We start from the raw sequence: 12,541 nt of genomic DNA, 5'->3' as shown, positions 1-12,541 counted from the left end.
CGTCCTTTTAACGAAAACTACGACCTGATCGGAACATTGGGCAAGGGCGGCATGGGCTACGTATTCAAGGCCCTCGACAAGAAACTCAAACGCGAAGTCGCATTCAAGATTCTCGACGCCTCCGCCGACGAAGAAGCCATCCAGAGATTCTACCTGGAAGCGCAGGCGATGAAGGAGCTCGACCACCAGAATATCGTCCACGTGTTCGACTTCGGAAAGCAGGGAACGCAGCTGTTCATCGCCATGACCTATGTGCAGGGCTACTCGCTCTCCGACGTATTGCAGCGCAAGAGCAAGTTGCCGTTCGAAGCCATCGAAGTCATTATCCGCCAGATTGCACGCGGGCTACTCTATGCGCACAGCAAGGGAATCGTCCACCGCGACGTAAAGCCTTCGAACATCATGCTCACCCGCGACAACCGCGTGTACGTCATGGATTTCGGCATTTCGTATATCCAGGAGATGGAAAAGGACCGTCTCACCAAAACGGGCATGACCATGGGCACTCCGGAATACATGAGCCCGGAACAATGCCATGGCGACGAAGTGACGCTCCAGTCCGACATCTACAGCATGGGTGTTATCTTGTACGAAATGACTTGCGGACGTCTCCCCTTCAACGGGAACCGCCCTGTAGAAATTGCGCTCAAGCACGTGCAGGAACCTCCCCCGGATCCGCGCCAGTTCCGCCCGGACATGCCGCCAGGACTGGCCGAACTCATCCTCAAGTGCCTCAAGAAGAAACTCAACGAGCGCTTCCACGACATGCAGGAATTCCTGGACGCCTGTGACCAGGTGTTCCCGCAAAAAGAGACCCGCGGGCCAGCAACTCGCCTCTCCATGAAAAAGCATTCCCTGTTCCGCCACGGAACAGCGTCTATCGCCGAGGCGGCCACAAAGATTCCTTCGCATGTGCGCGTTATCCGCCGCAGGCTTACCGCCCTCGCCATATCCATATTCCCGCTAATCATCTTGCTCATGATCCTGTTGATGCTCACGCACAAGCCCGAGAGCACCGTGCGTGAAATCGAATGGAACGAAGCCCTGGGCAATTACGAAACCCAGGCCATCGAGCCCGACGAAAAAGACGGCTACCCCATCGACAACCTTACCGACGGAGACTTAAAGACCGCCTGGCTCAACACCATGCCGCCCAAGCCGCAGAATCCGGTACTCACGCTCTATTTCAAGAATAACACGCTCGTGACGCACATCGGGCTCGCTGTCGGCTACCAGAAATCCATCGACGACGCCCTTGGCGACCGCTTCCGCATTTTCAAGAAGCCCAAAAAACTCACGCTCGAGACGAAGGACGGATACAAGCAGAGAGTCGTTCTCGACAACATCAAGGGGATGCAGTACCCGAACATCCAGGCTATCGAAACGACCGAAATCAAAATTTACCTGGACGAAGCGTACGATGCCGAGAACAAGGACTTCGCCATTTCCGAAATCCGGTTGCTCGGAATGGAACTGTAACAGAACGATTTAGAAAGAAACATCGCTTATTAAGAACATGCGGCAATCCGCGTGTTCTTTTTTTATAAGGAGAAAAACATGCACGAAGCCAACAAGAACAAGGGGAACTTCATCGAGGCCCAGGCCGCCGCATTCCTGAGGCAGGAAGGCTACGAAATCATCGACCGCAATTACGCCTACCGCGGCGGAGAAATCGACATCATCGCCCGCAGCGGGAACGCAATCGTCTTTGTAGAGGTAAAGTCGGTATGGAACCGCGGAGAAGGGAACCCGGCGGCGCGCGTCAACCGCCTGAAGCAAAAGAAAATCTGGAGAACCGCGTGCCATTTCTTGAGCCAGCGAAGGGACTGCGCCCCGGCGGGTTTCGATCAGCCCTGCCGTTTCGACGTGCTGGCGGCGCGCGTCTACCAGAAACCCCTGCAGTTCACCCACATCAAGAATGCTTTCGAAGGAGACCAGGTCATTCCTCAGTGTTAATCGTAAACTTTTTATTTATATTTTGCGCATGCGATTTGAAGTCCATCCAGACAACCCCCAGGCCCGTATCGTGAAGCTCGCCGCAGCCGCCCTCGAAGACGACGGCCTCGTCCTCTATCCTACCGAATCCGGCTACGCCATCGGCTGCAATGCAGAATCCCCGAAGGCCATCCACAAGCTATATGCGCTCAAGAAACCCATGAAGAAATTCTTCATGGCGATTATCGTACCGAACATCCGCGTCGCAACCGACTACGCCCGCATCGACAATTTCGCATTCAACATCATGAAGCCCCGCGTGCCCGGGCCATACACGTTCATCTTGCCCGCCGACCCGCATATTGCCCGCCGTCTCGACGTCAAGCGACCCGAAATCGGCATCCGTATGCCCACGCATCCGTTTTTCAAGGAACTCTTCCAACATTTCGACAAGCCCATCCTGAGCACCGCCGCAAAACTTTCGGAAGAGGACATCTACGAACCTGACGAAATCTGGAAGACATTTGAACATTCCGTGCAGATGATGGTCGATTGCGGCCCCATCGAAATCAATCCGACGAATATCGTAAGCCTTATCGGCGACCAGGTCGAAGTCCTGCGCGGCGATTTACTCGATCCGTAAGTTTCCTGTCTAGAAGAAAACCCAGACAGCCATCCAGAACACCATCAGGCAGAATTCCATTTCTCTGGAAATCTGCGAAAGGAACGTACTCCCGAAGGTGATTCCCGCGAGGGCCGCAATGCGGACGCAAGCAGCATCGCACCCCCTGTAATAAAGCGCAATCGCACCGAAAAGTTCCACCCAGCACCACAAAGCCTGCGCCAGCACCAGGTAACGCCTGCGGTAAATCCCGAGAGACGTCGTCGAAAAGCAAAGACAGAGTGCAAGCATGCGGAATGGATAATGTTCAAGCGAAGGATCGGTAACGACCGTATCGGACGCACCGAAATAGGTAAACACGCTAAATAGCAAGAGGAAACCGGCCAACAGGGCCCCGTTGCGGTAAGGGGACGATCCCTTGCGCCACAGGAACGAGGCACAACCGAGAGCAAGCAAGCAGGCAAAGGCGTTCAATAACGGAGTCATGGGGCCTCCGCCAGCGAGCGCATGTACACGACAAGGGCGCGCGCTTCCGATTCCGTAAGACGGCCTCGGTAAGGGTTCATGTTGACTCGTCCATCCAGGACGACATTCACTAGCGAATCCAGGCCTAGGCTATCGATACGCGCCACATCCAGCTTTTGCGGGACCGGATAGTATTCCCGGATAAACTTATCGTTAAAGCGGCCGTCGACTCCATGGCACTGGGCGCATCGCGCATTCCAGACAAACTGGACATGGGCGGAATCCACAATTTCCGAACCGTATTGAGGCGCCTCCGCAATCACGGCGTCCGGCCGAGACGCAGCCCCGCCTGCATAGAACATGCCAGCCAAGACGGCCAACGCCACCAGGGCCACAGCAAGCGCCACATAGGAATTGCGACCAAGCTCAACCGCCTTGTCCACCCAAACCGCCTTGCAGGCCAGCACCAGGGCCGCCACAAATGCAATCACGGGATAAGACAGCGGCAATACGTTCACCAGGATTACCTCGACATTCTCGTAAGGGCTACCCACAAAAGGCAACTGGGCGCAAACCCAAAGCACAAAAAGCAACGCAACGGAAAAACCGCAGGCAAGCGGCAAACGCAGCGTCTTGTATTCTTCAGAAGACCACGGCTGGATATAAGAAAGCGTAAGGCCGTGCGTCTTTTCGCGGGACCGCTCGGATTCCTCGACATTTGCCATGTCGCTGCCATCCACCTCGCCAAAGTAGGTCCCCGCGCCTTCCATGCTTTCGTTCAACAGGCTACGGGCCGCATAGAACAGCATCATGAAACCGCCCAGCGAAAACGCGAGCAGCCCCAGGTCAACCAAGCCGAATCCCGGTTCACCGGGCACGCCGGCCAACGGAGAAACAAGATAAAAGCGTTCCAGGAAAAGCCCGAGCAGAATCGAAAGCGAAAAGAATATGCGACCCGCCCTGGATTCGCGAATGACGGCGACCATGCGGAACTGCGGCAAAAGCACAGCAAAAATAAAAGCCGAAGTACAGAAATAGCCCTTGAACAGGAGATCCCAAATCCAGATAGCACAAAGAATCCAAGACGTTATCAGTTGCAGGCGCTCCATAAGGCGCACGCGGTAACCTTCGGCGCAAATCAGCAAGTTCACAAGCGCCAGGCCCGACAATATCGCCCCGACAATGAAGTAGACCGGGAAAAACGCCCCGCGCCATTCCGGAACAAAGGTCGTCGCGAAATCAAGGCTCACGACCGTATGCACCCAGAGCACCAACGGGAATAGAAGCCAAGCCATGGGCTTGCAGTATCTGTCCAACGCAGGGACGACACGGGCCTTCAAGTGCGTCGTAAAGAACAGCAGCGAAAGCAGGGCGTAAACGACAATGCAGCAGAAGTCCCATACAAGCGGCGAGCGCACGTTGGCAAAGTTGCCGCGGGCATCGAGGAAGGGCGCCACCATGTAGAAGTTTTCGACAACGCCCAAGTGCATGAGCGGGAAAATTCCTGCAAACACGAGGCTCACGAGTGTCGAAAGTTCCGCAATCAGGGCGGTGCGGCGGTCCAGCTTGATTCCAAGCGCAAGGAAAATGGCCGAGAGGAGCGTTCCGGCATGGGCAAGCCCAATCCAGAAAACGAAAAGGGCTATCGGCGTTCCCCAGAAGGTCCGCGAATCGGTCATCCAGGCCGAAGGGCCTTCCAGCACGGCATAGCCCAGGGCAAACAGCCCCGGCAAGAACAGCGCAAGTCCCGCAAGCATCAGGTAGCGAAACATTAGCGCCTCCCCCGCACAAACACGACGGACGGATCAAGGGCAGCAACTTCACGCGGGGCGTACAGGATGCGCGTTTTCGCCAGCCGCGCCAACGGAGATTCGGGATCCAGCCAGTTACCGAAAACGATGGCATTCTTGGGACAGGCTTCGGCACAAGCAGTTTTCACGCCACGTCCACGCCATTCCGACAAGGGATTGCGCGTCTTGAACGCGAGACGGTCGTTTTGCAGGCGGTGCAGGCACAGGCTGCATTTCTCCATCACGCCCTTGTCGCGGAGAGGGACCTCCTTGTTGAACTGACGCGCAAGGCCGAGCGATTGGGCATCGTTGAAGTTGAACTTGCGAGCATGAACCGGGCAGTTCGCACCACAAAAACGGCTCCCGGTGCAACGCTTGTACATCATCGCCGAGATTCCGTCGGGAGTGTGGTTTGCAGCGCCTGTCGGGCAGACCTTTTCGCAAGGAGCGTCACCGCAGTGGGCGCACATGAGCGGAGCATTCCCGCGCATTTCGACCCAGTGCATAAACCGTCCGCGAGTAGCATCTTCGGCGGGAACAAGCGGCACGTTATTTTCGAGGTTGCAGGCCAGGATGCACTTGCCGCAGCCGTCGCACAGGTCGAGGTCTATCGCCATGCCGAAGCGGTTTACCGGTGAGGCCCCGGGAATTTTCAACGGCCCCGGTGCGGAGACCCTCACCAAGTCCAGCGACTTTTTCGCCCGCGACATCGCGAGTTTCACTTCGTCTTCGAAACGCTTGAGCTCGGGCACCGAAAACTGCGACGCGATATCACCAAGAAGCTCTGACTTGCGACAGCCGAACAGCAGTCCCATCACGGCGACCAGCGAGCAACTCTTGATGAATTCGCGACGATCCATACCCACAAAATACCTTCACCCGTTAACGGTGGCAAGCGGCACAATAGGTCGCCGCTGGTTTATAGCCTTTTTCTTTGAAAGTTTCGCCGCGATGGCACTTTAGGCAAGTCTGCATGTCGAATTTTTCACCGCCGTAGTGGTTTTTCATGTACCCTTCGCCATGGCAATCGCTACAGGCAACGCCTGCAGACGCATGGACTCCATGATGGAACACCACGTGTTCCGGCAAAAAGCGTTTGTGCGACCAAGGATGGTCAGGAGCACTCGTAAGCACGGAATCAAGCGTCTCGATTCCCGGCTTTTCGGTAAGCGGGAGCCTATGGCAATCCATGCAATCCCTCCTGGAAGGCATAAAGGCATTGCTTGCTGAACGCGAGCCCGTATGGCAGGCGGCGCAATCCAGACCGATGGAATCTCCGTGCAACGCATGGTCAAAAGGAATCGGGCCCGAAGCATGCTGCGGAGCACTCGGCTCCCCCATCAAGAAATCCGCCAAGAAAAAAGCAAAGACCACGCAGAACACCACCATCGCCAATTTAAGCGAAGGCTTTGCATTTAAGATGTTTTTTCTATTCAGGTCTATCATATCAAGTTGGCAGTGTCATCCTTGGCCTGTCATCCTCCGAAGGAGGAACCATCACTCTTGTACAAGCGCTTGTATATAACCGGATGGATTCCCTTCTTCGTTTCACTCAGTCGATGATGACGTCTAAGTTCTAATTCCTAATTTCAAATTCTACTTCGGCCTCCCCGGGTCATCGGGATTCTTGAGAATGTACAGGAGCCATGCCGTCATCATTTTCGCCTGTTCTTCGGTAAGCGGAGTGATTTCCATGGCGGGCCATTCATCGGGGTGCTTCGGGGTCGGATGCATCAGGTACTTGACCATTTCTTCCGGCTTTTCGGCATACTGCGCTACATTGTCGCGCATCGGCGGTGCGGCAAACTTGCGTGCCCAGCGGTGGCAACCGCGACATTCGTTTTCAAAATATTCGTGGGCTTGTGTTTTGAGTTCGGGCGTGACCGGCGGAAGCATAAAAGCCTCTACCGCAAAAAGTGCACACACCGAAACAAAGACTATGACCGCAACCCGCAGTTTCAAAACACCATCCTTTGTGGCTAAAATCCACACAAATCAAATATATGTTTTTATTTTTGGCATCGTAAATGGGCATTATCGAAATCATCATTATCGCGGTTGTAGAGGCAATGGACTGCTTTGCCGTTGCAATTGCCACGGGGCTTTCTAAAAAAGGAATCAAGTACAGCCGCGCCATGCTCCAGGCGGTGAGCTTTGGCGTTTTCCAAGGCGGCATGACGCTGCTCGGGTATTTCCTGGGCTGCTTTGCCGAGCGATGGTTCAACGCTGTCGGCACGCCTATCGCCTGCACCATCCTCTGCATTCTGGGCGGGCGCATGATTTGGGGCGCCATCCGTGGTGACGCGGGCGAAGAAGAAGGCGAACAGATTGCCGCGAAAAACTTGACGATTGCAAACATTTTGCTGCTTTCGGTTGCGACAAGTATCGACGCATTCGCTGTCGGAATTTCGTTTGCATTCCTGAACGCGAACATGGTGCTTGCCACCAGCGCCATTGCACTTGCAAGCCTTATCATGGGCGTTCTCGGCTACGAAATCGGCCGACACGCCGCCAAGCGTTTCAAGACCAAGATTCCCGAAATCATCGCAGGTGTAATCCTGATTGGAATCGGCGTAAAAATGCTGTTCTAAATCACCCTAAAATCATTATTCAAAAACTTTCTTCTTGCGCTGGTCGCGACCAATCAGCACGAGGCTCACGACCACACCGGCAAGCAGTACCACCGAGGTGAAAATCCATGCGGTAGAATGCCCGCAGGTCACCTGGAAGAACAGCACCGAGAGACTCCAGCCGATAATTGTCTGGAACACCATCATGAGCATTCCATAGAAGCGACCGAGTTCGCGGAAGGCGGTTCCCATAGCCGCAAGGCACGGCACGTAGAGCAAGATGAACAGCAGGTAGGCAAGCACCTGGAAACGCCCGAGGTTGAAATGCGCCTGCATGGTCTTGTAAGCGCCTTCATTTCCGGCACTTTCGGATTCATCAATCGCATCCTTGACGCCCAGCGGGTTTGCAATCGAAGTAAAGACTTCTACCAGGTTCACCGGGACGCTCACGAGAGCTTCTTTCACCGTCGATTTCAGTCTAAACGACGACTCGGGTCCCTGAGCCTGCCGAAGGGCCGCATTCTCGTCTGGAGCCGCGCCAGCCTCCCCCTCGTCGCCCGTACCCTCGATCGCATACAGCGAGTTGAGCGTTCCGACAATGGCTTCCTTCGCAAAAAGCCCCGTAAAGAGCGCGACAGATGCAGGCCAGTTGTCGCGTTCAACGCCAAAGGGTTCGAACACCGGCGTAATCACCGTTCCCACGGCGCTCAGCACCGACTTTTCGTTGTTGTCATTACCAAAACTGCCATCCGTGCCGACGGAGCCCATAAAGCCGAGCACCGTCACCATAATGAGCACGACCTTGCCCGCGCGGAAGACGAATTCCTTGAGGCGGAGCCATGCGTGGCGGAAAAGGTTACGCACCTTGGGCAGATGGTAAGGCGGCAATTCCATGATGAAAGTCGATTCCTTGCCCATGAAAACCGTATGGCGCAAGAGCAGACCGTAAATCAGGGCAATCACAATGCCCGTCAGGTAAATTCCGAACACGAGCGTCCCTGCGCTTTCGCCGAAGAACGCCGCACCAAACAGCGCATACACCGGAAGGCGCGCGCCGCAGCTCATGAACGGCACCAGGAACAAAGTAAGGAACCTTTCCCGCTTGTTTTCGAGCGTACGCGTGCCCATAAGCGCCGGCACCGAGCAGCCAAAGCCCACAATCATCGGCACGAACGCCTTGCCCGGGAGCCCGAGGAACCGCATAAAGCGATCCGCTACGAACGCCGCACGCGACATGTAGCCGGAATCTTCGAGGAACGAAAGGCAAAGGAACATGAAGAAGATGACCGGAATGAACGTCGATACCGTCTGGATGCCCGTACCGATGCCGTTCGCCAGCAGCGCCACGACAACGCCCGGTGCGCCAATCTTCGTCAACAGTTCCGTCATCCCGTCCACGAAAATTCCACCGAACAAAATGTCGAAGAAATCAATAAACGCACTACCGACCTTTACCGCAAACCAGAACACCAGATACATGGCGATAAGGAAAAGCGGTATTCCCAGAATACGGTTCAGGAATAGTTTGTCGAGTTTATCGGTTCGCGTGCGTTTGGTAGTATTGTCGCGGATGACCGCCTTCGCAATGTCGCGGGCGTAGGAATAGCGGGAATCGGCGAGCGCAAATTCCACCTCTTCGCCCAAGTCCTCCTCAATCTTGTCATGCGGGATTTCGACACCGAGTTCATCGGCAAGTTCCAGCACGCGCCCGCTATGTTCCAGGTACTGCACCGCCGTCCAGCGCGGGCTAGCACCGAGTTTGTCGGCTACGGGCTTGAGCGGCACCGCAATTTCTTCAATCAGCTTTTCCAGAACTTCGGAATGCTTGACCGCCTTCGGGAGCGGCAGTTCACGGCTATTGTGCAGCAGCTTGTGCAAGTCGTTCACGAATCCTTCGCAGCTCTTGGGCGAAACCGCCGTGAGGCCAATCGCCGTCACGCCGAGGATTTCTTCGAGCTTGTGCAGGTCCACATGGATGCCGCGACTCGCCGCGATGTCCATCATGTTCACCGCCAAGACCATCGGCACGCCCTTTTCCATCAGCTGGCTCGTGAGGAACAGGTTGCGTTCCAGGTTCGTCGCATCCAAAATATTCACGACCAGGTCCGCCTCACCCTTGAGCAGGTAATCGAGAGCGGCGCGTTCGTCTTCGGAGTTTGCAAACAGTGCGTAGATGCCCGGCAAGTCCACCACGCGAATCGTGTGGTTATCGAGCTTAAACTGGCCTTCCTTCTTTTCGACAGTCACGCCAGGCCAGTTGCCCACAATCTGGTTTGAGCCGGTCAGCGAGTTAAAGAGCGCCGTCTTTCCGCAGTTCGGGTTGCCCGCAATCGCAATCGTGAAAACTTCTTTCTCGATAGGCATCAGACTCTCCTCAACTTGAGCACGTTGGCTTCTTGTTTACGGAGCGAGAGCCTGTACGAAAGCACGCTCACCTCTACCGGGTCGCCGAGCGGGGCCACCTGCAAAACCTGCAGCACCACGCCGCGCACAAGCCCCATCGATAAAAGTTTGGACTTGTACTGAGAATCACCCGTGTTATATCCAATAATTTCGGCCTTGTCGCCTTTTTTAAGGTCCGAAAACTTCGGTTCGTTATTCATACACCAACGATTTACTTTTTCTTAGATTTAGCGACGTTCGGCTTTTTCGCCGTCGCACCCGTATTGGGGGAATTCACAAATTCTTCGATTTTTTCGAGAGTCTCCGCCGAAAGAATGTGTTCCATGCAGCAGGCGTCCTTGTCGGCAATCGCCTCGGACACGCCTAGCTTGATAAGAAAACCCTTCAGCAGCATGTGACGGTTCAGAATCTGGGACGCCACGAGCGCGCCTTCCGAAGTGAGTTCGACACCGCTGTAAGGTTCCTGCGTCACAAGGCCGAGCTTCTTGAGTTCGATTACCGCCTTGGCAACCGACGGCATTTTGACCTTGAGTGCCGCCGCAATGTCGCGGACACGGGCAATCCCGTTTGCAAGGCGCAGCATGTGCACCATTTCCAAGTAGTCTTCAAGGCTCTGGCTTAACTTTACTTGTTCCATAGGACGGCTCCGATTAGACGAAAAACACACCTTATATATTAGTCAACGCTAATATAGTTTCTTTTTTCTAACCTATCAAGAGTACCCCGTTGTCCCTATAGAAAAAAGGACCGCGGCAAAACGCCACAGTCCCCTTTTTGCGCATTATGCGAGGTAATTAGAAGCTGAACACCGTTTCAAGACCGAAACGCAGGGCATCGTCGTCTTCGTTATCCTGCACGGGGATGTCCACCATGCCGAAGGCGGTGATTTCCAGATTTTCCACCGGGGAGATGTAGACGCGCGCGCCGACATCGAATGTAGCGGCAGTATCATCATCGTCATCCAGCGTATTGGTGTGGTATTCTACAGGAACGCCCACCTTGATGAATTCGGCAAACTTGAACGCAGGCTCGGCATACAAGAAGAAGTATTCCGGAATTTCGCCGTTATCAAGATCGCTCGCATCTTCGGCGGCATCGCCCCTGTCGACAATTGCGTAGAAGGCGGTCGTCTTGATATCGAACATACCCACTTCAAACGTCGGCTCAACCAAGAAGGCGTGAGCAGTAGAAGTCCAGTCCTGACCTTCTACGACATCGCCGTCGTCACCCAGGTAGTCGGCATGGAAACCATACACAGCCCTGAAGCCAAAGCCACCGAGAGAGAGGCCCGCTTCGACACCGGCATGGAGTTCGTTATGCTGAGTGGTCTGGAAGCTCTTGTAGTCCACATACGGGCGCAGGTGCTGGCCCGCATAGTCGAATTCGTAGGCGGCATGCACGTCATAAACCTTGGCACCTTCTTCGTCGGCCCAGTCGTTATCGCCACGGCCAAAACCAAAGCCGAGAATGAAACCGGCCAGGTCAATTTCAAGACCGCGAATGTCGTGTTCCTTCATACCGGCGGCGTTATCGGCCGGATCGTCGTAGTCATAGTAGGCAACGAAAGCACCTTCCGAGAAGGTCAGGTCACCCAGCTTGACCGCGAAGAAATCGGCCGGCTGGTACTGAATGAATGCGCCGTTGTACAGCGATGCAGGATCCGTCGTTTCGTCATCGGCTTCGAGGCCCACGAATGCAGACCACTTTTCATTGAACTTGACTTCGAAATTCAGGTCGAAGGTAGAAGCGTAGGAATGGTTCAGGTCATCTTCTGCCCAGACATTGCCTGTGTAAGCATCAAATTCCACTTCGCCATTGTACTTGACTTCCATCTGGGCTTCCGAAGTGCCTTCGTTCATGCTAGCCTTGAGCATGCCGAGAGCGTTACCGGCTGCGTCAGCGACTTCGCCCGGGTTAGTGTTTTCGGCAGGAGCGGATTCAACGGTTTTTTCTTCGGCGGCAGGGGCAGCTTCCTGGGCGAATGCAGGCATCGCAAACACGGAGGCGGCTGCAATACCGAACAAAAGGTTAGATGATAAAATATTCTTCATCATTCTCTCCAATGACGGATAGTTTTCCCGTTTCTGTAACACTCCGTCATGTTTTTACAATTAGTGCTGCAGAAACGCTTGGCTTTCGCCTTCTGTGTGCTATTGTTGCAAAATGCGTGCCAAGATGTTTCAGTTTAGTTCCAAAAATTAGGCTAATCTAATTCAAGATTTTTAATTAAGGGCTGGCAGGTTTGGGGCCTACCAGCCCTTAATGGTTCTTGGTTCGAAAGGATGATTAGTCTTCGAAGCGCTTTTCCTTATTCGCCTTCATACCGAAGAGCTTGAGGAAAATTCCCGTGCCGACAAGCACCACGATAGCGGCGACAATCCATGTCATGTTTCCGCCAACAGGAACCTGGTAAAGGAGTACCGCCACAGCCCAGGCAAGGAGCGTCTGCACGGTCGCCATGAGGACGGCGAGACCGAGGCCGATTTCACGGGCAACCACGCCCATGGCGGCAAGGCACGGCACATAGAGCAAGATGAAGATGAGGAACGCAAACACCTGCCAGTTAAAACCATCCACCGGGTTACCATTCTTATCCGGATTGTGGAAGTAAGAGCGGAGGTTGGCGTAGATGTCGGCGGTTTCAGAAAGGTCGCCTTCTTCGAGAGCGCCCATTTCGTCTTCGGAGAGTTCGAGGCCTGCGGCAGCGAGCTTTGCAAACACGGCTTCGCGGGTCTTTTCGTCCTCTTCTTCTTCGC

General features: G+C 54.6%; 13 protein-coding genes and 1 pseudogene. 4 read left to right on the top strand and 10 right to left on the bottom strand.

The annotated features are described in order from the left end of the window. From B3M32_RS01665 to B3M32_RS01655, 3 genes are all read left to right on the top strand, one after another. Positions 1-1,479 (top strand): serine/threonine-protein kinase (locus B3M32_RS01665; protein WP_290742924.1); only part of this gene is annotated, 1,479 nt, incomplete at its 5' end. 78 nt (positions 1,480-1,557) lie between these two features. Continuing rightward, a complete protein-coding gene (locus B3M32_RS01660) occupies positions 1,558-1,956 on the top strand; it encodes a YraN family protein (protein WP_290742921.1) in 399 nt (132 codons plus the stop codon). Between the two features lie 28 nt (positions 1,957-1,984). Beyond that, positions 1,985-2,578 carry an L-threonylcarbamoyladenylate synthase gene (locus tag B3M32_RS01655; protein ID WP_290742918.1) on the top strand — a complete coding sequence of 198 codons (594 nt, stop codon included), beginning with the start codon at positions 1,985-1,987 and terminating at the stop codon, positions 2,576-2,578. 9 nt (positions 2,579-2,587) lie between these two features. Here the strand turns inward: B3M32_RS01655 and B3M32_RS01650 are convergent, their stop codons facing one another. The 5 genes from B3M32_RS01650 to B3M32_RS01630 form a co-directional block, all read right to left on the bottom strand. Beyond that, positions 2,588-3,043 (bottom strand): hypothetical protein, encoded by a 456-nt coding sequence (locus B3M32_RS01650; protein ID WP_290742915.1) that lies wholly within the window; start codon positions 3,041-3,043, stop codon positions 2,588-2,590. Beyond that, a complete protein-coding gene (gene nrfD, locus B3M32_RS01645; protein WP_290742912.1) occupies positions 3,040-4,794 on the bottom strand; it encodes an NrfD/PsrC family molybdoenzyme membrane anchor subunit in 1,755 nt (584 codons plus the stop codon). The genes B3M32_RS01650 and nrfD overlap by 4 nt, the downstream gene beginning before the upstream one ends. Beyond that, positions 4,794-5,672: a 4Fe-4S dicluster domain-containing protein gene (locus tag B3M32_RS01640; RefSeq protein ID WP_290742909.1), complete on the bottom strand. Its 879-nt coding sequence runs from the start codon at positions 5,670-5,672 to the stop codon at positions 4,794-4,796. Before B3M32_RS01640 ends, nrfD begins: the two co-directional genes overlap by 1 nt. 22 nt (positions 5,673-5,694) lie before the next feature. Then, positions 5,695-6,198: a cytochrome c3 family protein gene (locus B3M32_RS01635; protein ID WP_290742906.1), complete on the bottom strand. Its 504-nt coding sequence runs from the start codon at positions 6,196-6,198 to the stop codon at positions 5,695-5,697. A gap of 210 nt (positions 6,199-6,408) precedes the next feature. Further along, complete coding sequence (locus B3M32_RS01630) at positions 6,409-6,708, bottom strand: c-type cytochrome (RefSeq protein ID WP_290742903.1); 300 nt, start codon at positions 6,706-6,708, stop codon at positions 6,409-6,411. Between the two features lie 131 nt (positions 6,709-6,839). Here B3M32_RS01630 and B3M32_RS01625 point away from each other — a divergent pair, with 131 nt between their 5' ends. Continuing rightward, a complete protein-coding gene (locus B3M32_RS01625) occupies positions 6,840-7,403 on the top strand; it encodes a manganese efflux pump MntP family protein (protein WP_290742901.1) in 564 nt (187 codons plus the stop codon). A gap of 15 nt (positions 7,404-7,418) precedes the next feature. On the opposite strand, the gene feoB is transcribed toward B3M32_RS01625, so the two are convergent. The 5 genes and pseudogenes from feoB to B3M32_RS01600 all read right to left on the bottom strand — a co-directional run. Then, positions 7,419-9,746, bottom strand: a complete 2,328-nt coding sequence (feoB, locus tag B3M32_RS01620) for a Fe(2+) transporter permease subunit FeoB (protein WP_290742898.1) — start codon at positions 9,744-9,746, stop codon at positions 7,419-7,421. Then, positions 9,746-9,985 (bottom strand): FeoA family protein, encoded by a 240-nt coding sequence (locus tag B3M32_RS01615; RefSeq protein ID WP_290740100.1) that lies wholly within the window; start codon positions 9,983-9,985, stop codon positions 9,746-9,748. Before B3M32_RS01615 ends, feoB begins: the two co-directional genes overlap by 1 nt. Positions 9,986-9,996: 11 nt before the next feature. Next, positions 9,997-10,422 carry a metal-dependent transcriptional regulator gene (locus B3M32_RS01610; RefSeq protein WP_290742895.1) on the bottom strand — a complete coding sequence of 142 codons (426 nt, stop codon included), beginning with the start codon at positions 10,420-10,422 and terminating at the stop codon, positions 9,997-9,999. Between the two features lie 157 nt (positions 10,423-10,579). After that, positions 10,580-11,836, bottom strand: a complete 1,257-nt coding sequence (locus B3M32_RS01605; protein ID WP_290742892.1) for a hypothetical protein — start codon at positions 11,834-11,836, stop codon at positions 10,580-10,582. A gap of 235 nt (positions 11,837-12,071) precedes the next feature. Continuing rightward, positions 12,072-12,541, bottom strand: a pseudogene (locus B3M32_RS01600) (nucleoside recognition domain-containing protein); the annotation flags it as partial.

Origin of the sequence: Fibrobacter sp. UBA4309, assembly GCF_002395745.1 — a bacterium.
GTDB lineage: Bacteria > Fibrobacterota > Fibrobacteria > Fibrobacterales > Fibrobacteraceae > Fibrobacter.
The sequence above is the reverse complement of the archived record's forward strand: the minus strand, read 5'-3'. Positions and strand labels throughout refer to the sequence as shown.

Coding starts and splice junctions, on each gene's coding strand:
- B3M32_RS01625 (WP_290742901.1), top strand. CDS start 6,840: ATGGGCATTATCGAAATCATCATTATCGCGGTTGTAGAGGCAATGGAC.
- B3M32_RS01640 (WP_290742909.1), bottom strand. CDS start 5,672: ATGGATCGTCGCGAATTCATCAAGAGTTGCTCGCTGGTCGCCGTGATG.
- feoB (WP_290742898.1), bottom strand. CDS start 9,746: ATGCCTATCGAGAAAGAAGTTTTCACGATTGCGATTGCGGGCAACCCG.
- B3M32_RS01610 (WP_290742895.1), bottom strand. CDS start 10,422: ATGGAACAAGTAAAGTTAAGCCAGAGCCTTGAAGACTACTTGGAAATG.
- B3M32_RS01660 (WP_290742921.1), top strand. CDS start 1,558: ATGCACGAAGCCAACAAGAACAAGGGGAACTTCATCGAGGCCCAGGCC.
- nrfD (WP_290742912.1), bottom strand. CDS start 4,794: ATGTTTCGCTACCTGATGCTTGCGGGACTTGCGCTGTTCTTGCCGGGG.
- B3M32_RS01655 (WP_290742918.1), top strand. CDS start 1,985: ATGCGATTTGAAGTCCATCCAGACAACCCCCAGGCCCGTATCGTGAAG.
- B3M32_RS01650 (WP_290742915.1), bottom strand. CDS start 3,043: ATGACTCCGTTATTGAACGCCTTTGCCTGCTTGCTTGCTCTCGGTTGT.
- B3M32_RS01615 (WP_290740100.1), bottom strand. CDS start 9,985: ATGAATAACGAACCGAAGTTTTCGGACCTTAAAAAAGGCGACAAGGCC.
- B3M32_RS01605 (WP_290742892.1), bottom strand. CDS start 11,836: ATGAAGAATATTTTATCATCTAACCTTTTGTTCGGTATTGCAGCCGCC.
- B3M32_RS01630 (WP_290742903.1), bottom strand. CDS start 6,708: ATGCTTCCGCCGGTCACGCCCGAACTCAAAACACAAGCCCACGAATAT.